The organism is Mycobacterium sp. P4_H6, assembly GCF_056400845.1.
Map to the genome: position 1 here is coordinate 58,112 of NZ_JBFUKN010000007.1, position 22,507 is coordinate 80,618.

Annotated in this window: 18 protein-coding genes and 1 other RNA gene; 6 read left to right on the plus strand and 13 right to left on the minus strand. The window is 68.3% G+C overall.

Annotation, left to right across the window (positions count from 1 at the left end):
- Positions 1-3: 3 nt before the first annotated feature.
- Both AC1DTF_RS04735 and glnA read right to left on the minus strand, forming a co-directional pair.
- A complete protein-coding gene (locus AC1DTF_RS04735) occupies positions 4-2,964 on the minus strand; it encodes a bifunctional [glutamine synthetase] adenylyltransferase/[glutamine synthetase]-adenylyl-L-tyrosine phosphorylase (protein WP_057169822.1) in 2,961 nt (986 codons plus the stop codon).
- 9 nt (positions 2,965-2,973) lie between these two features.
- Positions 2,974-4,311: a type I glutamate--ammonia ligase gene (glnA, locus tag AC1DTF_RS04740; RefSeq protein ID WP_057169821.1), complete on the minus strand. Its 1,338-nt coding sequence runs from the start codon at positions 4,309-4,311 to the stop codon at positions 2,974-2,976.
- A gap of 83 nt (positions 4,312-4,394) precedes the next feature.
- Between glnA and AC1DTF_RS04745 the strand changes: the two genes are divergently transcribed.
- Complete coding sequence (locus AC1DTF_RS04745; protein WP_477473232.1) at positions 4,395-5,558, plus strand: ABC transporter permease; 1,164 nt, start codon at positions 4,395-4,397, stop codon at positions 5,556-5,558.
- Here AC1DTF_RS04745 and AC1DTF_RS04750 read toward each other — a convergent pair whose 3' ends face one another.
- The 3 genes from AC1DTF_RS04750 to AC1DTF_RS04760 form a co-directional block, all read right to left on the minus strand.
- Positions 5,559-7,055, minus strand: a complete 1,497-nt coding sequence (locus AC1DTF_RS04750; protein ID WP_477473233.1) for an alpha/beta hydrolase — start codon at positions 7,053-7,055, stop codon at positions 5,559-5,561. It abuts the gene before it with no gap.
- A 77-nt stretch (positions 7,056-7,132) separates the two neighbouring features.
- Positions 7,133-8,644, minus strand: coding sequence for an alpha/beta hydrolase (locus AC1DTF_RS04755; protein ID WP_200962249.1), 1,512 nt, complete (start codon positions 8,642-8,644; stop codon positions 7,133-7,135).
- A 42-nt stretch (positions 8,645-8,686) separates the two neighbouring features.
- A complete protein-coding gene (locus tag AC1DTF_RS04760; protein ID WP_477473234.1) occupies positions 8,687-10,078 on the minus strand; it encodes a WS/DGAT/MGAT family O-acyltransferase in 1,392 nt (463 codons plus the stop codon).
- Positions 10,079-10,239: 161 nt separating this feature from the next.
- Here AC1DTF_RS04760 and panB point away from each other — a divergent pair, with 161 nt between their 5' ends.
- Positions 10,240-11,070 (plus strand): 3-methyl-2-oxobutanoate hydroxymethyltransferase, encoded by an 831-nt coding sequence (gene panB, locus AC1DTF_RS04765; protein WP_057170022.1) that lies wholly within the window; start codon positions 10,240-10,242, stop codon positions 11,068-11,070.
- Here panB and AC1DTF_RS04770 read toward each other — a convergent pair whose 3' ends face one another.
- Positions 11,071-11,850, minus strand: coding sequence for an enoyl-CoA hydratase/isomerase family protein (locus AC1DTF_RS04770; RefSeq protein ID WP_477473235.1), 780 nt, complete (start codon positions 11,848-11,850; stop codon positions 11,071-11,073).
- Positions 11,851-11,992: 142 nt separating this feature from the next.
- Between AC1DTF_RS04770 and AC1DTF_RS04775 the strand changes: the two genes are divergently transcribed.
- Positions 11,993-13,453 (plus strand): CYTH and CHAD domain-containing protein, encoded by a 1,461-nt coding sequence (locus AC1DTF_RS04775; RefSeq protein ID WP_477473236.1) that lies wholly within the window; start codon positions 11,993-11,995, stop codon positions 13,451-13,453.
- A 4-nt stretch (positions 13,454-13,457) separates the two neighbouring features.
- Here AC1DTF_RS04775 and rnpB read toward each other — a convergent pair.
- Positions 13,458-13,850: RNase P RNA component class A (rnpB, locus tag AC1DTF_RS04780), an RNA gene on the minus strand.
- 29 nt (positions 13,851-13,879) lie between these two features.
- Between rnpB and AC1DTF_RS04785 the strand changes: the two genes are divergently transcribed.
- Together AC1DTF_RS04785 and AC1DTF_RS04790 are read left to right on the plus strand one after the other, a co-directional pair.
- Positions 13,880-14,332: a helix-turn-helix transcriptional regulator gene (locus tag AC1DTF_RS04785; RefSeq protein WP_477473237.1), complete on the plus strand. Its 453-nt coding sequence runs from the start codon at positions 13,880-13,882 to the stop codon at positions 14,330-14,332.
- Positions 14,333-14,342: 10 nt separating this feature from the next.
- On the plus strand, positions 14,343-14,777 hold the full coding sequence (locus AC1DTF_RS04790) for a VOC family protein (RefSeq protein ID WP_477473238.1): 435 nt from the start codon (positions 14,343-14,345) through the stop codon (positions 14,775-14,777).
- Positions 14,778-14,779: 2 nt separating this feature from the next.
- Here the strand turns inward: AC1DTF_RS04790 and AC1DTF_RS04795 are convergent, their stop codons facing one another.
- Positions 14,780-16,369 carry an HNH endonuclease signature motif containing protein gene (locus AC1DTF_RS04795; RefSeq protein ID WP_477473239.1) on the minus strand — a complete coding sequence of 530 codons (1,590 nt, stop codon included), beginning with the start codon at positions 16,367-16,369 and terminating at the stop codon, positions 14,780-14,782.
- A 64-nt stretch (positions 16,370-16,433) separates the two neighbouring features.
- Entirely contained in the window at positions 16,434-17,966 is a 1,533-nt protein-coding gene (locus AC1DTF_RS04800) for an FAD-dependent oxidoreductase (RefSeq protein WP_477473240.1), read from the minus strand.
- A gap of 47 nt (positions 17,967-18,013) precedes the next feature.
- Here AC1DTF_RS04800 and AC1DTF_RS04805 point away from each other — a divergent pair, with 47 nt between their 5' ends.
- Entirely contained in the window at positions 18,014-18,583 is a 570-nt protein-coding gene (locus AC1DTF_RS04805) for a helix-turn-helix domain-containing protein (RefSeq protein ID WP_057169811.1), read from the plus strand.
- Here the strand turns inward: AC1DTF_RS04805 and AC1DTF_RS04810 are convergent, their stop codons facing one another.
- Genes AC1DTF_RS04810 through cobC form a run of 4 tightly spaced genes read right to left on the minus strand, consistent with a single transcriptional unit; the run spans position 18,584 to position 22,441 of the window.
- A complete protein-coding gene (locus AC1DTF_RS04810; protein WP_057169810.1) occupies positions 18,584-19,642 on the minus strand; it encodes a bifunctional RNase H/acid phosphatase in 1,059 nt (352 codons plus the stop codon). It lies immediately after the preceding gene.
- Positions 19,639-20,367 (minus strand): zinc ribbon domain-containing protein, encoded by a 729-nt coding sequence (locus AC1DTF_RS04815; RefSeq protein WP_477473241.1) that lies wholly within the window; start codon positions 20,365-20,367, stop codon positions 19,639-19,641. The genes AC1DTF_RS04810 and AC1DTF_RS04815 overlap by 4 nt, the downstream gene beginning before the upstream one ends.
- Positions 20,364-21,494, minus strand: a complete 1,131-nt coding sequence (locus AC1DTF_RS04820; protein WP_477473242.1) for a Nif3-like dinuclear metal center hexameric protein — start codon at positions 21,492-21,494, stop codon at positions 20,364-20,366. Before AC1DTF_RS04820 ends, AC1DTF_RS04815 begins: the two co-directional genes overlap by 4 nt.
- The gene (gene cobC / locus AC1DTF_RS04825; protein WP_477473269.1) at positions 21,491-22,441 is read right to left on the minus strand and encodes an Rv2231c family pyridoxal phosphate-dependent protein CobC; all 951 of its coding nucleotides are present in this window, start codon (positions 22,439-22,441) and stop codon (positions 21,491-21,493) included. Before cobC ends, AC1DTF_RS04820 begins: the two co-directional genes overlap by 4 nt.
- Between the last annotated feature and the right edge of the window lie 66 nt (positions 22,442-22,507).

Below are 22,507 nucleotides of genomic sequence, written 5' to 3' on the forward strand. Positions count from 1 at the left end.
GGGTCAGCCCCCGAAGACGTTGAGCACCACGGCCTTCGCCCGTCGGGTCACCCGCAGGTAGTTGTCCAGGAACTCTCCGCCGTCGCCGTCGGGCCAGCCGGCAGCTGCGGCAACGGCATTGAGCTGCCGTCCCGGGCCCGGCAGCTGGTCGGTGGGCTTACCGCGCACCAGCACCAGCGCGTTACGGGCCCTGGTCGCGGTGAGCCAGGCCTCGCGCAGCAACGCGACATCGCCCTCGGCGACCAGTTCGGCGGCGCCGATGGCGTCCAGCGTCTCCAGGGTCGAGGTGTTGTGCAGCGACGGAATCTTGTGCCCGTAGCGCAGCTGCAGCAGCTGCACCGTCCACTCGATATCGGCGAGGCCGCCGCGACCCAGCTTGGTGTGGGTGTTCGGATCCGCACCGCGGGGCAGCCGTTCGGCGTCCACCCGGGCCTTGACGCGCCGGATCTCCTGCACGGTTTCGGCCGACACCCCACCCTCGGGATAGCGGGTCTTGTCGATCATCAGCAGGAACCGCTCCCCCAGTTCGACATCGCCGGCCACCCGGTGCGCCCGCAGCAGGGCCTGGATCTCCCAGGGTTGCGCCCACTGGGCGTAGTAGGCCTCATAGGAGGACAGGGTCCGCACCAGCGGCCCGTTGCGTCCCTCCGGGCGCAGGCCGATGTCGACCTCCAAAGGCGGGTCGGCGCTGGGGGTTCCGAGCAGTGCCCGCACCTGTTCGGCGACGGTCACCGACCATTTCACCGCGACGGATTCCTCGACGCCGTCGGCCGGTTCGCAGACGAACATCACATCAGCGTCGGACCCGTATCCCAGTTCGCGACCGCCGAGCCTGCCCATCCCGATCACCGCGATGCGGGCCGGCGCTCCGCCCTGCGGTGAGCGGTCCCGGATCACCACCTCCAGCGCTGCCTGCAGCACCGCCACCCAGATCGACGTCAGGGCGCGGCACACATCGGCCACCTCGAGCATGCCGAGCAGATCCGCCGAGGCGACACGGGCCAGTTCCTGGCGGCGCAGGGTGCGTGCCGCCGCGATCGCCCGCGCCGGATTCTCGTGCCGCCCCGCCGATGCCACGAGTGCGCGGCCGACCGTGTCGGGGTCGACGTCGAGAAGTTTCGGTCCCTGCGGGCCGTCGGCGTAGAGCTGGATGACCTCGGGGGCCTTCATCAGCAGATCGGGCACATAGGCCGAGATGCCGAGCACCCGCATCAGTCGTTTGGCCACCGCGCCCTCGTCGCGCAGCGTGGCCAGGTACCAGCGCAGGTCGCCCAGTTCCTCGCTGATCCGCCGGTAGGACAGCAGCCCGGCATCGGGATCGGGGGTGTCGGAGAGCCAGTCCAGCAGCGTGGGCAGCAGCACCTGCTGCACCCGGCCACGCCTGCCGCCCTCGCTGGCCAGCGCCGCGAGGTGGGTCAGCGCGCTCTGCGGACCTTCGTAACCGAGTGCGGCGAGCTGGCGTTCGGCGGCCTCGGTCGACAGTCCACCCGAGAAACCTTGTTTGCCAACCGATTCCAGCAGTGGTTGGTAGAAGAGCTTGGCGTGCAGGCGCGATACCCGCATGCTCTGCCGTTTGAGTTCCTGGCGCAGCACCCCGAGGGCGTCATGCTGACCGTCGGGGCGCATGTGCGCGGCGCGTGCCAGCCAGCGCATCGCCTCTTCGTCATCGGCCTCGGGCAGCATGTGGGTCCGCTTGAGGCGCTGCAGCTGCAGCCGGTGTTCGAGCAGACGCAGGAACTCATAGGAAGCGGTGAGGTTGGCGGCATCGTCACGGCCGACGTACCCGCCGGCGCTCAGCGCGGCCAGCGCGTCGACCGTGGAGGCCACGTGCAGCGAGTCGTCGTTGCGGCCGTGCACCAATTGCAGGAGCTGGACCGCGAATTCGACATCGCGCAGGCCACCGGTGCCCAGCTTCAGTTCGCGGGCCCGCACCCCGGCCGGTACCAGTTGCTCGACGCGCCGGCGCATCGCCTGCACCTCGACGACGAAATCCTCACGCTCGCAGGCGGTCCACACCATCGGCATCAGCGCCTCGATATAGCGGGCACCGAGCTCGGGATCGCCGGCAGCCGGCCGCGCCTTCAACAGCGCCTGGAACTCCCAGGTCTTGGCCCACCGCTCGTAGTAGGCGACATGCGATTCCAGGGTGCGCACCAACTGGCCCTGCTTGCCCTCGGGCCGCAGAGCGGCGTCCACCTCGAAGAAGGTGTCGCCGGCGAAGCGCATCATCTCGCCCGCGACGCGGGTGGTGATCGCATCCGCCTTCTCCACCACGAAGATGATGTCGACGTCGCTGACGTAGTTCAGTTCGCGGGCACCGCATTTGCCCATCGCGATCACCGAGATCACCGGTGCGGGGGTGTCGTCCCCGCACACGGTCTTGACGGCGATGGTCAGCGCCGCGGCCAGTGCGGCGTCGGCCAGGTCCGAGAGGTGTTCGCCGACGGTGCTGAACTGCAGCACCGGTTCGTTCTCGACGGTCGGCGCCATATCGAGCGCGGCGAGCACCAGCAGCCGGTCCCGGTAGAGGGTCTGCAGCGGCAGGCTCGCGGTGCGCGGATCGGCGATGCTGTCGGCCTCGGCGATGAAGGTCCGGCGCAGTTCCTCGACGGGTGGCAGCGTGACCGCACCCGCCAGCAGGTGCCAGGACTGCGGCCGCGCTATCAGGTGATCACCGAGGGCCAGTGATCCGCCCAGCACCGAGAACAGCCGTCCGCGCAGCGCCTTGTCCTTCAGCAGCGCCCGGTTGAGTTCGGCCCAGTCGGAGTCCAGCGCATCGGCGAGGCGCACCATGGCGCGCAACGCCACGTCGGCGTCGGGGGCCCGCGACAGTGACCACAGCAGTTCCACGTGGTCGTCGGTGGTCCAGCCGAGCCGGTTCAGGTCCTCCCGCGCGGTGAGCTCAACAAGTCCGAGCCTGCCCACGCCGGGCAGTTTGGGTCGCTGCGTCGCGGGTTTGGCCACCCACCCAAACTACAGCGACAGGTAGTTCTTCAATTCGAACGGGGTGACCGTGCTGCGGTAGCTCTCCCACTCCGAACGCTTGTTGCGCAGGAAGTAGTCGAAGACGTGCTCCCCCAACGCTTCCGCGACCAGTTCGGAGGTCTCCATCTCGGTCAGCGCCACCCCGAGGCTGCCCGGCAGCTCCTTGTAGCCCATCGCGCGACGCTCTTCGGGCGTCAGGCTCCACACGTTGTCCTCGGCCTGCGGGCCCAGCACGTAGTTCTTCTCGACACCGCGCAGACCGGCGGCGAGCAGCACCGCGTAGGTCAGGTACGGGTTGCAGGCCGAGTCGGGGCTGCGCACCTCGATACGGCGCGACGAGGCCTTGCGCGGGGTGTACATCGGCACCCGGACCAGGGCGGAGCGGTTGGCCGCACCCCAGGAGGCCGCGGTCGGCGCTTCGCCGCCGTGCACCAGACGTTTGTAGGAGTTGACCCACTGGTTGGTGACGGCGCTGATCTCGCTGGCGTGCTCGAGGATGCCCGCGATGAACGACTTGGCGACATCGGAGAGCTGCAGCGGATCGTCGGGGCTGTGGAAGGCATTGGTGTCACCCTCGAACAGGCTCATGTGGGTGTGCATGGCCGAACCCGGGTATTCGCCGAAGGGCTTGGGCATGAACGATGCCCGCACGCCGTCGGCCAGCGCGACCTCCTTGACGAGGTAGCGGAAGGTCATCACGTTGTCGGCCATGGACAGCGCATCGGCGTAGCGCAGGTCGATCTCCTGCTGGCCGGGCGCGCCCTCGTGGTGGCTGAACTCGACCGAGATGCCCATCTGCTCCAGCGCGTCGATGGCGTGGCGGCGGAAGTTGGGCGCCGAATCGTGGACGGCCTGGTCGAAGTAACCGCCGTTGTCCGCGGGCACGGGCAGCGAGTCGTCGTCGCCTGGCTTGAGCAGGAAGAACTCGATCTCCGGGTGCACGTAGCAGGAGAAGCCGAGGTCGCTGGCCTTGGCGAGCTGGCGGCGCAACACATGCCGGGAGTCCGCCCAGGACGGGGAGCCATCAGGCATGGTGATGTCGCAGAACATCCGCGCCGAATGATGCCTGCCTGCGCTGTCCGACCACGGCAGTACCTGGAAGGTGGACGGATCGGGCCGGGCGACCATGTCTGCCTCGGAGACCCGGGCGAAGCCCTCGATGGAGGAACCATCGAAGCCGATGCCCTCCTCGAAGGCGCCTTCGAGTTCTGCGGGCGCGATAGCCACCGACTTCAGGTATCCGAGTACGTCGGTGAACCACAACCGGACGAAGCGGATATCGCGTTCCTCCAGCGTGCGCAGCACAAATTCCTTCTGGCGGTCCATGCTGGAAGCCTAGGTACCGGCTGTTAAATCTGTGTTACACACGCGTCGCGGTTCCGCCGACCAGGACGTGATTCAGTGATGCGGTGACCGCAGACCCCGGCCGCGAGTCCCCGTCACTCGCGGCGATCCAGGAACTACGTGCCCTGACCGGGGCGTTGCGGGCCGCCGAGGCGGCGGCCGCGGCCGCCGAATGGGGTGATGACGCGGCCCTCGCCGAGGAGGCCCGGCGGGCCCGGATCGAACTCGGGCGTGTCGTCGGCCGGGATGTCGGCGCGGCCGGTGCCTCCGAACAGTGGCTGGCCCGCGCCGCAAGCCACACCAGCGCCGTGGCGACGACCTGGGGTCTGCCGCAGACCCCGCAGCAGGCCGCGGCGAACGTCGTGGTGGCGGTGGGGCTGGCGCGGGCGGCGGTCGCCGAGGCGGTGACACAGGTGGCCCTGGCCCGCCAGGTGGCACCCGAGCCGACCCGGACCGCGGTGGTGCGCGGTGTCCGGCCGCTGCTGCCCGATCTGGGCCGCCGAGTCGTTGCCGAACTGCGTCACGTCGTGCTCGACAAGCCGCGCGCGATCCTGGTCCGCACCGCCATCACCCTGGGTATCGCGCTGTCCCTGGTCGGCTTCTATCACTTCTCCGGCCTGGTCCGCTATGACGCCGGCCGGCTGACGCTCTACMTGTTCGCGGCCATCGTCGGCAGCGTGGTCTGCACCAACGCGCTGTGCTTCGAGGCCGAGCGGGTGCGTCACGCGCTGGCGGCCGGTGAGCGCATCTGGCGCATCCTGGTCGTCAAGAACATCACCATCGCGGTGCTGGTGATCGGCGCGGGCCTGCCGGTGATCGGCGCCCTCACCGCCATCGGGGACGGCAATCCGATCGCCATGATCGACCAGCTCGTGACGATGGTGTTCATCTGGCTGGGCGTGGCGAACGTGCTCTCGGTGCTGTACCCGCTTCGGCACGAACCGGTTTCGGCCCGGCTGCACGACGGCACCTGGAAACCGTTCCTGTTCTCGTTCGCGCTGTCCTACGGTGTCGGGCTGACCGTCAACCTGATGATCTACTGGCGGCTCTGGTCACGGCAGTACGCGGCCCGCGAACTGGCCGGCGGGGATTGGGCCGCGTTCGGGCTAGTACTGGCCAGCGCGCTGAGCAGCTGGGTGTTGCTGACGGTCTTCGCGGTGGCGTGCAGCCGTGATCCCCGGGTGCGGGCGTTGTTGTCCCGCGAGATGATCCCTTTTCGCAAGGGATGACTAGCAGCGCAAACCGGGCGGCGGCTGAACCAGGTCCTGCAGGAACGCCAGCACGGTGGTGTCCACGCATTCGTCACCGTTGAACACCACGGTGTGCTGGGTGCCCTCGAAGGTCACCAGCGGCGCGTCGAGCTGACGGGCCAGTTCGACCCCGGCCTCGTACGGGGTGGCGGGATCGCGGGTGGTCGACACCACGATCACCTTCCCCGGGCCGGGCGAGGTCGCGGCCGCCGGGGACGACGTCGACGGCACCGGCCACATCGCGCAGGTATCGCGCGGCGCATAGCCGGTGAAGGCGCCGTACTCCATGAACGGCGCGGCCGCCCGGGTGCGTTGGTCGGCGTCCACCCAGGCCGCCGGGTCCGTCGGGAACGGCGCGTCGACGCAGCGGATCGCGGTGAACGCGTCCTGCTGCGTGCGGTAGTGACCGGTGGCATCGCGACGCCAGTAGTCGTCGGCCAGCTGCAGCAGGTCACTGGGATCGGTACCGCGCTGCAGGCCGAGCAGCCCGCTGGTCAGGTACGGCCAATAGCGCTTGCTGTAGAGGGCATTAGCGGTTCCGGTGATGGCGTCGGCGTATCCGAGTCCGCGCGGATCCGGGGTGGCCGCGGGCTGCTGCACCAGCGGGTCGATGAGTTGGTGGTAGCGCGCGACGGACTGGGCAGGGTCGGTACCCAGCGGGCAGTCCGCCGACTGCGCACAGTCGGCCGCGTAGTCGTCGAACGCCCGCTGGAATCCGGTCAGCTGCCACACGCTTTCGCTGATCGGATCCGAACCGGGGTCCAGGGCAMCGTCGAGCACCATCGCCCGGACCCGCTCCGGGTAGCGCTGCGCGTAGGCCGTGCCGAGTTCGGTGCCGTAGGAGAAGCCGAGATAGCTCAGTTGTTCCTCACCGAGAGCGGCACGTACCGCGTCCATGTCCTGCGCGGCCGAGGCGGTGCCGATGTTGGCCAAGAATTCCGGGCCCATGTTGTCCAGGCAGGACTGTGCGAACGACCGGTAGACCTCTTCGATGTGGGCGACACCGGCCGGGCTGTAGTCGGCCATCGGTTCGCTGCGGTAGGCGTCGAACCCGGCGTCGGTGCGGCACCGCAGCTGCGGGGTCGAGTAGCCGACGCCGCGCGGGTCGAAGCCCACCAGATCGAACTGTTGCCCGATCGGGGATGCGGCGAGCGCGGTGCCCATCTGCGCGACGGTGTCGACCGCGGAGGCGCCGGGACCGCCGGGATTGACCATCAGCGTCCCGATCCGGTCGCCCGCGGCGGGGATCCGGATGACGGCCAGTTGCGCTTGTGCGCCTTCAGGATTGGCACGGTCGATCGGAACCTCGATGGTGGTGCACTGCGCCGTGGTGATCACCGGGGCGTCACCGAGGAACTGCGCGCAGCCACCCCAGGACGGCGGCGCCGCATGCACCGGTGCGCACAGCATGCCGGCCGTGGTGAGCAGGGCCAGCAGCACTGCGAAAATCCTGCCCGCCAGCCACATGGCGAACATGGTCGCACGGGTACCGTGCCGGGTTCACCGGCGGATCGGGGAGGAGACCACCCGGGAACCAGACGGTGACGGCGCCGTTATCTGCAGCGGGTGCCCTCGGGCGGGACGACACCGTCGATCACGTACTTGGCCGAGATGTCATCCACGCAGGCGTTGCCCTGGAACACCACGGTGTGCTGGGTGCCCTCGAAGGTGAGCAGCGTGCCACCGAGTTGCTTGGCCAGGTCGACGCCCGCTTGATACGGCGTGGCCGGGTCGTTGGTGGTGGACACCACCAGGGTCGGCGGCAGGCCGGGCACGTTCAGTTCGTGCGGTGTGGACGTCGGCGGTACCGGCCAGAACGAGCAGGTGCCCATCGGAGCATTCCCGGTGAACTCGCCGTAGCTCAGGAACGGGGCGACCTCGCGGGAGCGCCGGTCCTGTTCGATGACGGTCTCTCGGTCGGTGATGGGCGGTTCGTCGACGCAGTTCACGGCGACCCGCACATCGGTCGAATTGTTGTAGTGGCCGTTGGCATCCCGGCCCATGTACAGGTCGGCCAGGGCCAGCATCGTGTCGCCCCGGCCGTCGCGCAATTCGCTCAGGCCGTCGGTGAGGTGGCGCCACAGGTTGGGCGAGTACAGCGGCAGGATGGTGCCCACGATCGCGTCGCTGTAGCCGAGGCCACGCGGATCATTCGTCGGAGCCGGGTTGTCGACCAGCGGGAAGACCAGGTCCTGATACACCTCGGTGGCCTTCGCCGGGTCGGTGCCCAGCGGGCAGTTCGGGTCCTGCGCACAGTCCGCGGCGTAGTCGTTGAATGCGGTCTGGAAGGCGGCGGCCTGCCGGAGATCGGCCTCGACCGGGTCGGCATTGGGATCGACCGCACCGTCGAGGATCATCGCGCGCACCTTGTCACCGAACAGTTCGGCGTAGGTCGCCCCGATGCGGGTGCCGTAGGAGTAGCCGAGGTAGGTCAGCTTCTCATCGCCGACGGCCTCCCGCATGGCATCGAGATCCTTTGCCACGCTTTGGGTTCCGACATTGGCCAGGAATTCCTCGCCCATCTTGTCCACGCAGCGGTCGATGAACTCCTTGGTCTGGGCCTCGATGTGCTTCACGCCCTCGTCGGTGTATTCCACCGTCGGGTCGGCACGCAGCTTGTCGTTGTCCTCATCGGAGTTGCACCACAGCGCGGGCTTGGACAGGCCCACTCCGCGCGGGTCGAAGCCGACCAGGTCGAACCGCGCACGCACCGACTGCGGCATGGTGCCCACGAGGTTGACCGCGGCCTCTACACCGGATTCGCCGGGGCCGCCGGGGTTGACGAACAGCGAGCCGATCTTCTCGCCGGTGGCCTTGATCCGGATCATCGCGATCTGCGCGACGTCGCCGTCGGGGTTGTCGTAATTGACCGGCACCGAGAGCAGCCCGCATTCCGCGCCCGAGGGGATTCGCGACTCCCCCGACGCGGCCTCGCACGGCGCCCACTGCACCGGGGTGCCGGGGCGGGGCGCAGAAATCACGGCCCGGCCGTCGACCGCGTTGCTACAGCCGGCGACCAGAAGCAGCACCATGGCGGCCGCGGGGACCCCGCGCGTGAGGTTCATGGCTGACCATGCTGCCATGCGCCGACATCGGAGCAGGTGAGGCTATCCGCTGATGGCCACCAGCTCGGCCAGTTCGACGGCGAAGTCATCGGCCATCTCCCACAGGTCAGGCAGCAGTTYGGGGCAGGAGATGAGGCCGATGTCGAGCTTGCCCGTCAGCGACATGACGGTGATGTTGAGCCCGGAGCCGTGGAAGATCGGGCCCAGCGGGTACATCGCCTTGACCTCACACCCGAGCAGGTACAGCGGCACCTGCGGGCCCGGCACATTGGAGACCACCAGGTTGTGCACCGGCGCGGCCGCCGAGAGCTTGCTGCGGGCATAGACCCGCATCGCGACCCCGAACACCGCCGGCGCGGCGAACTGGGTCCAGTCCTGCAGCAGGGTCGCGCCGATCGCCGAACTGTGTTGTTTTGCCACCGAATTGGCCGACGCGATGGCCATCAGCCGTTCGGCGGGATCTCCGATGTTGGTGTGCAGCGAGGAGAACATGCCCGACACCTGGTTGCGTCCGGGCCGATCGGACTTGTCGTGCACCGAGACCGGGATCATCGCCACCAGAGACGATTCCGGCAGCTCGTCGCGGTCGAGCAGGAAGCGCCGCAGCACCCCGGACACCAGGGCCAGGACGACATCGTTGACCTTGACCCCGAAATGGTCCTTCACCGTCTTGATATCGGCCAGGTCGAGTTCGGCGAACGAGATGTTGCGGTGCCCGGTCACATTGGCATTGAAGGCGGTCTTGGGCGCGGCGAACGGCGCCGCCATCGTCAGGCCCTTGGTGGCCCGGCGTGCGGTGTCGACGACCGTGGACACCGTCGCGGGCAGCATGTTGACGAGCTTCAGCGGCCGGGTGACGAACTTGACCGCACCGTTGATCGCGATCTCCAGTTCGGAGGCTCCCCCGACGCCCTCGACGGCGTCCGGTGGCGGCGCGTCGGGTTCGGTGGTGCACAGCGTGGACATCAGATTGGCACCGGTGACACCGTCGACGGCGGCGTGGTGCACCTTCGTCAGCAATGCCAGTCGTCCACCGGAGTGCGCGTCGGTGCCCGCGACGTTCTCGATGACCCACATCTCCCACAGCGGGCGGCTGCGGTCCAGCGGCAGCGACGCGATGTGTCCGCAGATCTCGGACAGTTCGGCGCGCCCGCCGGGCGACGGCAGCCCGATGCGGTGCAGATGGCGCTGCACGTCGAAGTCGGTGTCATCCACCCAGACCGGGTGGTCCAGGTTCAGCCGGCTGTCGGCGAGCTTCTCCCGGAATTCGGGCATCGCCTTGATCCGCAAGGTCAGTTCGTCGCGGAACCGGTCGAAGGTGTAGCCGCCGGGCATCGTGGAGGTGTCCAATTCCAGGATCGAGCAGACATGCAGGGGCTGGGCTGCGGTTTCGAGGTAGAGGAAGCTGGCGTCGAGACCACTGAGCCGTTGCATGCTGCCGATGCTAGGACCGTGAGGTGCCGATGTGAGGAAATCCACTCAACTCCGGCGTTCACCTTCACGTGCCCGGGTGGCACACTTGTAACCGTCAGATGACCCGGGGACCCGGATGGGCCACGAGGATCAACCCGACAACCACACATCGAGGGACAATGATGTCTGAGCAGTCCGTTTATGGTGCCACCAAAGCGCCCGTGAAGGTACGCACCCACCACCTGCAGAAGTGGAAGTCCGAAGGCCACAAGTGGTCGATGCTCACCGCATACGACTTCTCCACCGCCCGCATCTTCGATGACGCCGGTATCCCGGTGCTGTTGGTCGGCGATTCCGCCGCCAACGTCGTGTACGGCTATGACACCACCGTGCAGGTCACCGTCGACGAACTCATCCCGCTGGTCCGGGCCGTCGTCCGCGGCGCCGAGCACGCCCTGGTGGTGGCCGATCTGCCGTTCGGCAGCTACGAGCGCAGTGCCGATCAGGCGCTGGAGACCGCCACGCGATTCATGAAGGAGACCGGCGCGCACGCGGTCAAGCTGGAGGGCGGCGAGCGGGTGGCCGCCCAGATCGCCGCACTCACCCAGGCCGGCATCCCGGTGATCGCGCACATCGGCTTCACCCCGCAGAGCGTGAACGGCCTCGGCGGATTCCGGGTGCAGGGTCGCGGAGACTCCGGCGATCAGACCATCCACGACGCGATCGCGGTGGCCGAGGCCGGTGCCGTCGCCGTCGTGCTGGAGATGGTGCCCGCCGAGCTGGCCACCCAGATCACCGGCAAGCTGACCATCCCGACCGTCGGTATCGGTGCGGGCCCGAACTGCGACGCCCAGGTGCTGGTGTGGCAGGACATGGCCGGACTGACCTCAGGAAAGACCGCCAAGTTCGTCAAGCGGTTTGCCGAGGTCGGCAACGAGTTGCGCCGTGCCGCAACGCAGTACGCCGATGAGGTCGCCAGCGGGGTGTTCCCCGCCGAGGAGCACTCCTACTAGTCAGCCGAATTCCGGGGCGCGTTTGCCCAGGAACGCAGCGATGCCTTCTTTCCCGTCGGGAGAGGAGGCATTGCCTGCAATATGGCGTCCCTCATGCTCCAACTGGGCCTCGTAGCCCGCGGAGTAACTGGTCAACAGCAGCTGCTTGACCGCCGAGTTGGAACCCTTTGCACCAGAAGCGACCTCGGTCGCCAGTTCCGCCAACTTCGCGCGCAGGTCGGCGTCGGGAACGACGGTGGTCACCAGGCCCCATTCCAGCGCCTGCGGGGCCTTGAGCACCCGGTTGGTGATCATCAGTTCCTGGGTGCGCCGCAGGCCCACTAGTCGCGGCAGCACGTAGGAAGCGCCGCCGTCTGGGCTCAGGCCCGCCTTCGTGTAGGCCATCGTGAACGACGCCGACTCCGCGGCCAGCACCAGGTCACCGGAGACGCCCAGGGAGAATCCCGCGCCGGCGGCCACCCCGTTGACCGCGGTGATCAGCACGGCGTCCATCCGGGCGAAGGTCGACATGGCGCGGTGCAGATCGTTGGCGATGCCCTTGACGAAGACGCCCGGGTCGTCGGCCGCGGCCATCGCCTTGAGGTCACCGCCGGCGCAGAAGAACCGGCCCGCGCCGGTCAGGGTGACCACCTTCGTCTCTGCGGTGTCGCACAGCGACGCCGCATCGGCGAGGTCGCGCGTCATCGCCGCGTTCATCCCGTTGGCGGCATCGGGCCGGTCCAGGACGATGTTGACGACGGATCCGGCCCGGGTGAACTTCAGCGTCTCGAAAGCGGTCATGGCGCTCACCGTATTACGGCGGGGTGGTGATGTGTAACACGCGCCCCCAGAATCGAGGGCGTCGCACGCCCCGGGGTTGTTCACCTCGATGTGGCACGCTGTTCACAACTCCTGACACACGCGGTACCGAACAAGGGTGAACATGCCTGCTGATAAGCCAAAAGCGTCGCGCCACACCGAGGTTGAACGGAAATTCGACGTGGTCGAGACCACCGTCTCACCGTCCTTCGAAGGCCTCGCCGCGGTGTCGAGGGTGCAACACGCGCCCACCCTGACGCTGGAAGCGGTGTACTACGACACTCCCAACTACGACCTGGCCGCAAAGCGCATCACGCTGCGCCGGCGCACCGGCGGGGGCGACGCCGGCTGGCACGTGAAGCTGCCGGCCGGCCCGGATGCCCGCACCGAGGTGCGCGCGCCGCTGGCCGACTCCGTACCCGAGGACATCCGCGATGTGGTCGCCGCGATCGTCCGGGACCGTCCGCTGGGCGCGGTCGCGCGCATCACCACGCAGCGCACCGTGTCGTTGCTGTTCGGCGCCGACGACTCCCCGATCGCCGAGTTCTGCGATGACCAGGTGACCGCCGCCGCGCTGCGCCCGGACAGCGAACCGCAGACCTGGCGGGAATGGGAGCTGGAACTGGCCGAGGGCGTCGGCTCCACCGACGTCCTGGACCGGTTGTCGAACCGGTTGTTCGACGCGGGCGCGGTACCGGCCGGGCACGGCTCCAAGCTGGCCAGGGTGCTGGCCACCGCCGAACCGGAGGCAGCGTCGGTGGAGGCCTCCGACCCGGTGCGCCGGGCCGTCGCCGAGAACGTCGAGGAACTGATCTCGTGGGATCGGGCGGTGCGCGCCGATGTCTGGGATTCGGTGCACCAGATGCGGGTCGCCACCCGCAAGATCCGCAGCCTGCTCGCCGACGAGTCGTTCGGCCTTGCCGATGACGCCTGGGTGCTGGACGAGTTGAAGGTGCTGGCCGGCATTCTCGGGGTCGCGCGCGATGCCGAGGTGCTGGCCGAGAAGTACGAGGAAGCGCTCGACGGGTTGGCGCCGGAGTTGGTGCGCGGCAGGGTGCGCGAGCGGCTGGTGGAGGGCAACAAGCAGCGCTACACCAACGGGTGGCGGCGGTCGCTGCTCGCGATGCGCTCCGAGCGCTACTTCCGGCTACTCGATGCGCTGGATGAGCTGGTGGCCGCGCCGTCGGCGACCGGGGACAAGTCCGGCGACGAATCCGCGGCGGCCAGTGTGGCGGCCGCGTACAAGAAGGTCCACAAGGCCGCGAAGAAGGCCGAAGATGACGGCACCGACGAGTCGCTGCACCGGATTCGCAAGCGCGCCAAGCGGCTTCGCTACACGGCGTCGGCGACCGGGGATTCGGCGGTGGAAGCCAAGGCCAAGACCATCCAGAGCCTGCTCGGCGATCACCAGGACAGCGTGGTCAGCCGCACGCATCTGCTGGAGGAGGCCGACGCCGCGCACGCCGCCGGCGAGGACACCTTCACCTACGGTGTGCTGTACGAGAAGGAGGCCGAGGTGGCGCTGCAGGCCGAGGACGGGATCGGCGACGCCTTGAAGGCCCTGAAGAAGGCCGTCAAGAAGTAGGGGGCGGACGAGCTGGCCTGTAAGCCGGATTCTGTTCCTCTCCGGAGTTTCCGGTGAGGCGGCGACCATCCATCTGGACACACCGTTGCCGGGTGCCTCAAGCGGCCTACCCGCAAGCTCGGGCGAGCAGCCCTCGGACGCTTGCGCAGCCACAACCAGGTTGCGGCCTTCTTGGCCTTGCTTCGGGTGGGGTTTACCTAGCCATCCCGGTCACCCRGGATGCTGGTGCGCTCTTACCGCACCGTTTCACCCTTACCATTTCTGGCGGTCTACTTTCTGTGGCACTTTCCCGCGAGTTTCCCCGGATTGCCGTTAACAATCACCCTGCTCTGTGAAGTCCGGACTTTCCTCGACGCCCAGGTCGAAACCTGAGCTCCGCGGTCGCCCGGCCAACTCGTCCGCGCCGATCACCGTACCCTTAAGGCCATGGCACAGGTGCCTCCAGCCCGATATTTGCTGCATGCGAAGGATCTGGCAGACGCCCGGTATGCGGAGCCGATCACGGTGGACGACCTCGCCGCGGCCGCCGGACTGTCCCGGGCGCATTTCAGCCGGATGTTCTCCAGGACGTTCGGGGAGTCGCCGCGAGCGTATCTGCAGAGCCGAAGGTTGGAGCGCGCCGCCGCGTTACTGCGCCACACCGACAGATCGGTGGCAGACATCTGCGCGATGGTCGGCTTGACGAGTGTGGGTTCGTTCACCACCACCTTCGCCAGGGTGTACGGAAGGCCGCCCGCGGCCTATCGGGCCAGCCTGCCGCCCGCGAGCGTGTACGCCCGGGTGCCCAGCTGCATCGTCAAGCGCGATACCCGGCGCGCCCCGGCCGGCCGGTCCAAGACAGCACACGGGGAGAAGACGGCACCCGGCGATCGGTCGTAGCGTTGTCGGCATGATCAAAATCGCAAGCGCGCACCTGTGGGTGCACGATCAGGACGTCGCTCTTCAGTACTGGACCGAGAAGGTCGGTTTCGAAGTCCGCCAGGATGTTTCACTACCCGATCTCGACAACACCTTCCGCTGGTTGACCGTTGGTCCGCGGGGCCAGGACGACGTGTCGGTCGTGCTGATGGCGGTGCCCGGTCCGCCGGTCATGGACGCGGCCACCCAGCAGGAGGTCCGCAACCTCACGGCGAAGGGCTTTGCCGGCACGATATTTCTCACCACCGAGGACTGCCAGGGTTCATTCGAGGAACTGCGTTCCCGCGGAGTGGAATTCACCGAGAAGCCGCATCACATGCCGTATGGCATCGATTGCGGGTTCCGCGACCCGTCGGGCAACAGCGTCCGGCTCACCCAGCTGGCGGACGTGAGCGCGCTCAACTGACGTCAGAACGGCGGGTCGCTGTTGTTCTCGGCGAGTGTGGCTGCGTTGCGGGCGCGCTCGGCTTTGATGCGTTGGGCGCGGTCTTGGGCGCGGGTGCGTTTTCGGACCGGCATCTTGGCGTCGCGGTCGGTGTCGTCGATCAGGCTGATGGCGCGCTTCCGCGGGATGGGGATCTCGATGTTCCAGTGCGGGAACATGATTGCTGCCCCGGGCGCCTTGGTGTAGGTGTGCCCGGTCGGTGCTGACCATTGGATGCGGCCATCGGGTTTCGCTGCCGGTTCCCAACCACAGAACGTCTTGATCAAGTGGTGCAGACGGCACAGTGGTGCCAGGTTGCCGGGATGGGTGGCTCCGGCGGGCCACGGAGTCAGATGGTCGAGGTCACAGCGGTGCGCGGGCCGGTTGCAGCCCGGGAAGCTGCACGTCATGGCGCGCATGCGCACGAACGCGGTCAACGCGGCGGACGGCCGGTATTGGCGTTCGGCCGGCAGGTCAGCGATCTCCGAGAGCGGCTTTACCTTGGCGCCGGTCGCGACGAGGTCCGCCAGCATGTTGGCGGGGATGATGGCGCCGTCGAGCGTCACCCCGGGGCTGGGGTTGCACGCCGCGGGCGCGGCGGGCTCGGCGCGGGCCGCAGGTACGGCGGGCTCAGCGGGTTCGGATTCGGCCGCCGGAGTCTGCGGCTCACTCTCCGGTGCGGCYGGCTCAGCTTCCGGGGTGCCCGCACTGCCTGGGGTGGTGTGACGCGGGGACTCTTCRCCGGCGGCGGGCACCTGRTCGGTCAGCACATARATGGTCACTGCGCCTGCGCGCGGATCTTTCCCGCTGCCCTCACAACCAGCACCCCCACACGCGCACGCGAGGCGCTCCAGTTGCGGGCCCACCGCACCCAACGCTGCCAAGGCCGCGGCACGCAGCTCGCCCCGCGCGCGGGGATCATTGGCGCACACGGTGTCGGCCAGGTCGTTGAGGCGTTGTTCGAGGATCTTTTTGTCGGTGACGCGCAGCCTGCCCCAGAACGAGGACACCCCGTTGGGGTCGTCCTTGTCGTCGAACTCGACGTAGAGGTCTTTGGCGTTGCGCTTGGAGCGCACGACGGCGTCGGGGTCGAACTTCTCCACCCACAGATCGATGGCGCCGATCAACTGTTTCTCCGAATGCGCCCCGTACTCGCCCGCTTCCCCGGCGATGGCGGTATCGATCAACACGAGCGCGTCATCATCGTCGACCAGGTGGGTGCGCCAGGTGATCGCATCGATCACCGCCATCGAGAGCGCACCCTTGGCGAACAGTGCGGCGGTGCGGGGCAGCCGGTCACGCAGGGCCTGAGCGATGCGCATCTGCTTGGACGCCGAGTGCGGGTTCAGGTTGCAGGCCGCGGCCACCGCGGTCTGCGCCCACGCCCAACCATCAATGACCTGATGAGCGATCACGTCATCCTCGTCATCACACTGGCGGGCCACCACCTCACCGATGAAAGCCAACCGCGCCGCGGCAGCCACCGCCTCGTTCTGGGTCGCAGCCGTCACCGCCGAGATGAGCGCCTCATCGCTCAACTCGGCCAGTGCGGCGCGTCCCAGAACTTCGAACATGTGTTCTATATTACTAGCGTCCACCGACGTCAGAAAGCAGAACTTTCGCCGCTGTGGATAACTTTCAGTGACTCCGCCGCAGCACCATCACATTGTCGATCAGATGTCCCGGCTGCCCGTCGGGTCCGGTCGCCTCGCGCTCGACCGGGCCGACCTGAACACGTTCCCAGCCGTCGTCGAGGTCGAGCGATCCCACCACTTCCTCGGCACCGGGGAACTCGACGTGCCGGTGGTTCGACCAGGGCGGCGCCTCGCCATGGTCGACGATCACCAGCAGACCCCCGGGCGCGACCGCAGCCGCCGCCCGCTTCAACACGCGCGCCCGGTCCAGCGGAATCTTCGAATGCAGGAACTGTGCGGACACCAGATCGAACTCGCCGTCCGGGAAACTCACCTCCAGATCGTGGTGCTGAAACTCGATCTGGCTCAACAACTCCCCCGCGTCAGCGGCGGCCCGTTCCAGGGCCACGTGCGAGACGTCGGTCGCAACCACCGACCACCCCCGCGACGCCAGCCAGATGGCGTCGCCACCCTCACCGCATCCCAGGTCCAGGGCGCGCCCGGGTGCCAGCGACTCCGCCACCTCGGAGAGCCGGAGGTTCACCCGGCCACTCCAGACGCGATCGCGCTGGCCGTAGTGCTCGTTCCAGTGCTGTTGGACATCGGGCGCCGGCCACGGCGGAACGGGCAGCCCGACGTCATCGGCCAGCAGACTCTGCACCACGGCAGCCGCGGCCAGCGATCCGCCGGCCACCGCGGCCGCCACCTGAGGCATCTGCACGCTGACATCGCCGGCGGCGAACACCCCGGGCACCGTGGTGCGCTGGAACTGGTCGACGACGATGGCATCGGCGGCAACAGGACTCGCCGGCGCGAAGTCCACCCCGAGGTGGGCTGCCAGGTGGGAACGCTGGTGCAGGACAGCGGCTACCAGCACACCCCGTCGCGGCAGCGGTGGGCCCTCGGCGAACCGCACCTCGGTCAATACGCCACCCTCGGAATGGAATTCGCTGACCTGCCGGTCGTCCACGGCGATGTCCGCGGCGGTCAGCAGGTCATTCTGCAGGCCCGCGCCATTGCTGAGCACGACGATGTCGTCGGTCCAGCCCTTGAGCATCAGCGCCATGTGCACAGCGCGGTCCCYATCGGCGAGCACGGCCAGCGGCTGATCACGAACCTCCCACCCGTGGCAGAACGGACAGTGGAAAGCCGAGCCGCCCCACAGCGCCTCAAGGCCCGCGATCTGCGGCGGCTGGTACTGCATACCGGTCGCCAGCAGCAGGCGGCGCGCATGTTCGTGGCCGCCATCGGCAAGTTCGACGACGAAGCCCGGCCCGTCCGCTTTGGCGGCGGTCACCCGCACCGGCCGGAAGGTGACGTTCGGGTATTCCGCGAGTTCCACACGGCCCGCCTCGTAGAGTTCAGCGGGCGGGCGGCCGTCGTGACCCAGCAGTCCGCCGATGCCGTGGGCAGCCAGGTTGCTCTGGTCACCGTCATCGAGGACCAGGGTGCGACGCCGGGCGCGGCCGAGTACCAGTGCCGCGCTCAGGCCGGCCGCGCCGCCACCGACGATGATGCAGTCCCATTCGTTGTTCATGTCATCGAGCTTGCCGATCAGCGGACAAAATGCCAAGCTCGTTTGCCATGGAGGCAAAGAGCGTCGACGACACCGTCCGCAAGCGGTTACGGGATCTGCGCACCCAGCAAGGCCTGACACTGCAGGATGTGGCCGCCCGCGCCAGCATCGACGTGTCCACACTGAGCCGACTGGAATCCGGGAAACGGCGGCTGGCCCTGGATCACCTGCCCCGGCTGGCCCTGGCGCTGTCGGTCAGCACCGACGAGCTTCTGCGCGAACCGGAGTCCGAAGACCCGCGGGTCCGGGGCAGCTCCCACACGCGCCACGGGGTCACCTACTGGCCGTTGACCCGTCAGGGCCCGACTGGCGGCCGGCACACGTTCAAGGTGCGGGTGAGCACCAAGCGCAACACGCCACCGGCCGAGCTTCCCGTCCATGAGGGTCAGGAATGGATGTACGTGCTCTCCGGGCAATTGCGTCTGGTGCTGGGCGAACGCGATTTCATCATCAAACCCGGTGAAGCCGTGGAGTTTTCCACCTGGACGCCACATTGGTTCGGCACCGTCGACGGACCGGTCGAGGCCATCATGATCTTCGACGTCCACGGGGAACGGCTACACCTGCACTCCAGCTGATCACAGATACGAGGTCTGGTTGACCAGCCGCACCGACGCGAGCCCGTCGGGATAGAACTCCGCGATGCTCAACGACGCGAGATCGAGGTGCAGCCGGTAGAGAATCCCGGCGTTGCCGTCCAGTGCCAGCCGCAGCATGGTCTTGATCGGTGTGACATGGGAGACCACCAGCACCGTCGACCCGGCATACTCCTCGACGATCCGGTTGCGGGCCCGGCGCACCCGCTCCGCCACCGCATCGAAGCTCTCGCCGCCGGGCGGCGTCACGCTGGTATCGCGCAGCCATTTGCCGTGCAGCTCCGGATCCTGTTGCGCCGCCTCGGAGAACGTCAAGCCCTCCCACTTGCCGAAGTCGGTCTCGATGAGATCCTCGTCGATGACGACGTCGAGCCCGAGTTCCTTCGCGGCGGCGCTGGCCGTCTCGTGGGCGCGCCCCAGGGGCGAGCACACGACCGCGTCGATGCCGCCCTTCTCCCCCAGGTAGCGGGCCGCTGCCTCAGCTTGGCTGCGTCCGAGTTCGGTGAGCGACGGGTTGCCCCGTCCGGAGTACCGGCGGTCCACCGAGAGCTCGGTCTGACCGTGGCGCAACAACATCAGCCGGGTCGGTTCCCCACGGGCGCCGCTCCAGCCCGGCGAGGCGGGCGCCGATGCGGGGGCCGCCGCAGCGTCCATCGCCTCGTTGGCCAGTCGGTCGGCATGTGAGTTCTGGGCCCGCGGGATCCAGCCGTACTCGATCTGGCCGAACTGCCGAGCCAGTTGCGCGGCTTCACGATTGAGCTCAAGTAGATCGGGATGCTTGACGCGCCAGCGCCCGGACATCTGCTCCACCACCAGCTTCGAGTCCATGAACGCCACCACTTCGGTGGCACCCAGTTCGGCCGCCGCGGTCAGACCGGCGATCAATCCCCGATATTCGGCGACATTGTTGGTCGCCCGGCCGATCGACTCCTTGCGTTCGGCGAGCACCGCTGAGCGGTCCCCGCTGAACACCACCGCGCCATAGCCAGCCGGGCCCGGGTTCCCGCGCGATCCGCCATCGGCCTCGATGATGACCTTCACTGCTTGATCCGCAACAGGATCGYTCCACATTCCGGGCACCGCAGCACCTCGTCGTCCTCGGCGGCCTGGATCCTTGCCATTTCACCGCGATCGATCTCGATACGGCATGCCCCGCACCGCTTTCCCTGCAACAGTCCGGCACCGGGTCCACCACCGGTGCGCTGCTTCTCGTAGAGGGTGACCAGGTCTGCGTTCAGCAGCGACGCCAGCTCCGCACGCCGGCCCGCCGACACCTGACGGACGTTGTCGATATCCACCAGTGCCGCGTCGCGAGCCAGCTGCGCCGCCGACAATTCGTTCTGCAGAGCGTCGATACGGGCCAGGTGCTCGGACTGCTGGCGCTGCAACTCCTCGCGGCGTTCCATCACCTCCAGCAGCGAATCCTCCAGGGACGACTGCCGGCGCTCCAACGTCTCCAGCTCGTGCTGGAGCTCGCTGAGCTGCTTGGCGTTGACCATCCCGCCCTGCAGCAGCGTCCGGTCACGGTCCTCGCGCTGGCGCACCGAATCGATCTCGCTCTCCAACTTGGCGATCTCACCGTCGACGTCTTCCAGGGCGATGCCGACCACCGCCACCTGGTCGCTGGCCTCCTGGTACAGCGCCTGCACGCGTTCGAATTCCTGCTGTTCGGCCAGATTGGCGGCGCGGTGGTCGACGCGACGCAATTCGGCATCGACTTCGGCCAGGTCCAGCAGTGAACGTTGCTGACTCACTTCGGCTTTCATGATTGGGAACCTCCATCGATATTCCACGGATCGGTGCGCACGGTACTCACACGCACCGGTAATGCCTCGCCGAAACTGCCGCGCAGCAGCGATGCCGCCTGGTGACACCAGGGGAACTCACTTGCCCAATGCGCGACGTCGACCAGTGCCACATCAGAGACCCGGCCATGCTCGTCGGCCGGGTGGTGCCGCAAATCTGCGGTCACATAAGCCTGTACCCCGGCGCCGGTGACGGCGCCGAGCAGTGAATCCCCCGCGCCGCCGCAGACGGCGACCCGGGACACCACCGCGTCCGCGACTCCGGCGGCCCGCACGCCCCATGTGGTTGCGGGCAACGCGCCCCGCACCCGGGACACGAACGCAGACAACGGTTCCGGCTCCGGCAGTGTGCAGATCCGGCCGATCCCGACATCGGCAGGCAGTGGGGCCAGCGCGAAGACGTCGAAGGCGGGTTCCTCGTAGGGATGCGCGGCGCGCAGCGCGGTGAGCACCCGCCCACGCAGACGCGCCGGGGCGATCACCTCGATGCGGTCCTCGGTGACCTGCTCGACGGTGCCCACCTCGCCGATGGCCGGCGTCGCACCCGAGTGCGGCAGGAACTGGCCGGTGCCGGTGGCGCTCCAGCTGCAGCAGGAGTAGTCGCCGATCTGCCCGGCGCCCGCGGCGAATAACGAATCCCGTACCTGCGCAGCATGTTCGACAGGAACGAACACCACCCACTTGTCGAGATCGGGCCCCGACGGCCCGCGGGACAAGATGTCCTCGACCACCAGTCCCAGCGTCTCGGCGAGAGCATCGGAGACGCCCGGGGAGGCCGAGTCGGCGTTGGTGTGTGCGGTGAACAGCGCCTGCCCGGACCGGATCATCCGGTGGATCAGTGCACCCTTGGCGGTCGAGGCGGCCACCGTGTCCACACCCCGCAACAACAGCGGATGGTGCGCCAGCAACAGCCCGCCCTCGGGCACCTCGGCGACCACGGCATCGGTGGCGTCCACCGCCACCGTCACCGAGGTGACCGGCTCTGCCGGGTCACCGGCCACCAGGCCGACCGAGTCCCAGTCATGGGCCAGCGCAGGCGGATACGCCGCGTCCAGGACGTCCATCACCTCGGCGAGTGACACGCTCATGTCAGGGCCTCCACCAGCAGCGGCCATTCGGGGCGAACCGCCGCACGCAGATACTCGCCGTCCAGACCGACGAAGGTGTCGCACCGGCGCACCGCAATCCCCCTGCTATCCAGTTGCTTTCGGGTCAGTTCGGCATCGTCGACGCGGAGCAGCACAAACGGTGCGCAACCGTCGACCACGTCCACTCCGGCGGCGCGCAACCCGGTCACCATCTCCGCACGCAGGGCGGCGAGCCTGCGCCCGTCGGCGTCCGCCTCGGCCACCGCCTCCGGAGTGCAGCAGGCCGCGACGGCTTCGAGTTGCAGGGTGCCCAACGGCCAGTGCGCTCGGCGGGCCGTCAGCCGGGCCAGCACCTGCGGTGCGCCGAGTGCGTAGCCGACCCGCAGCCCGGCCAGCGACCAGGTCTTGGTGAGGCTGCGCAGCACCACCACATCGGGCAACGACATGCCGGCCAGCGATTCCGGCTCGCCGGGCACCGCGTCGGCGAAGGCCTCGTCGACCACGACGATCCTGCCGGGTGCGCGCAGCGCGAGGATGTCGCGCACCGGATGCAGCACCGACGTCGGATTGGTGGGGTTGCCGACCACGACCAGGTCCGCCCCAGCGGGCACCGCGGCACCGGCCAGCCCGAACGGCGGGTCGAGGACCACGTGACGGATCGGCACCCCCGCGGCGCTCAGCACGGCCTCCGGTTCGGTGAACGACGGCGCGATCAGCGCGGCCAGCGTCGGATCCAGGTTCGGTAGCAGCGCGAAGCCCTCGGCGCCGCCGGCCAGCAGCACGACCTCCTCGGCGTCGCGTCCGTGCCGCGCGGCCACCGCCTCGGTGGCCCGGGCGACATCGGCTGCGCTCGGGTAGTGCCCCAGATCGGTGAGCCGCACACCGAGGCGTTCGACCAGCCACGACTGTGGCCCGGCGGCCCGGACGTTGACGGCGAAGTCCAGCATCCCGGACGTGACGGCCTGGTCTCCGTGATAGCGCGCCGCCTGCCGAACCTCGTGAACCACAGCACG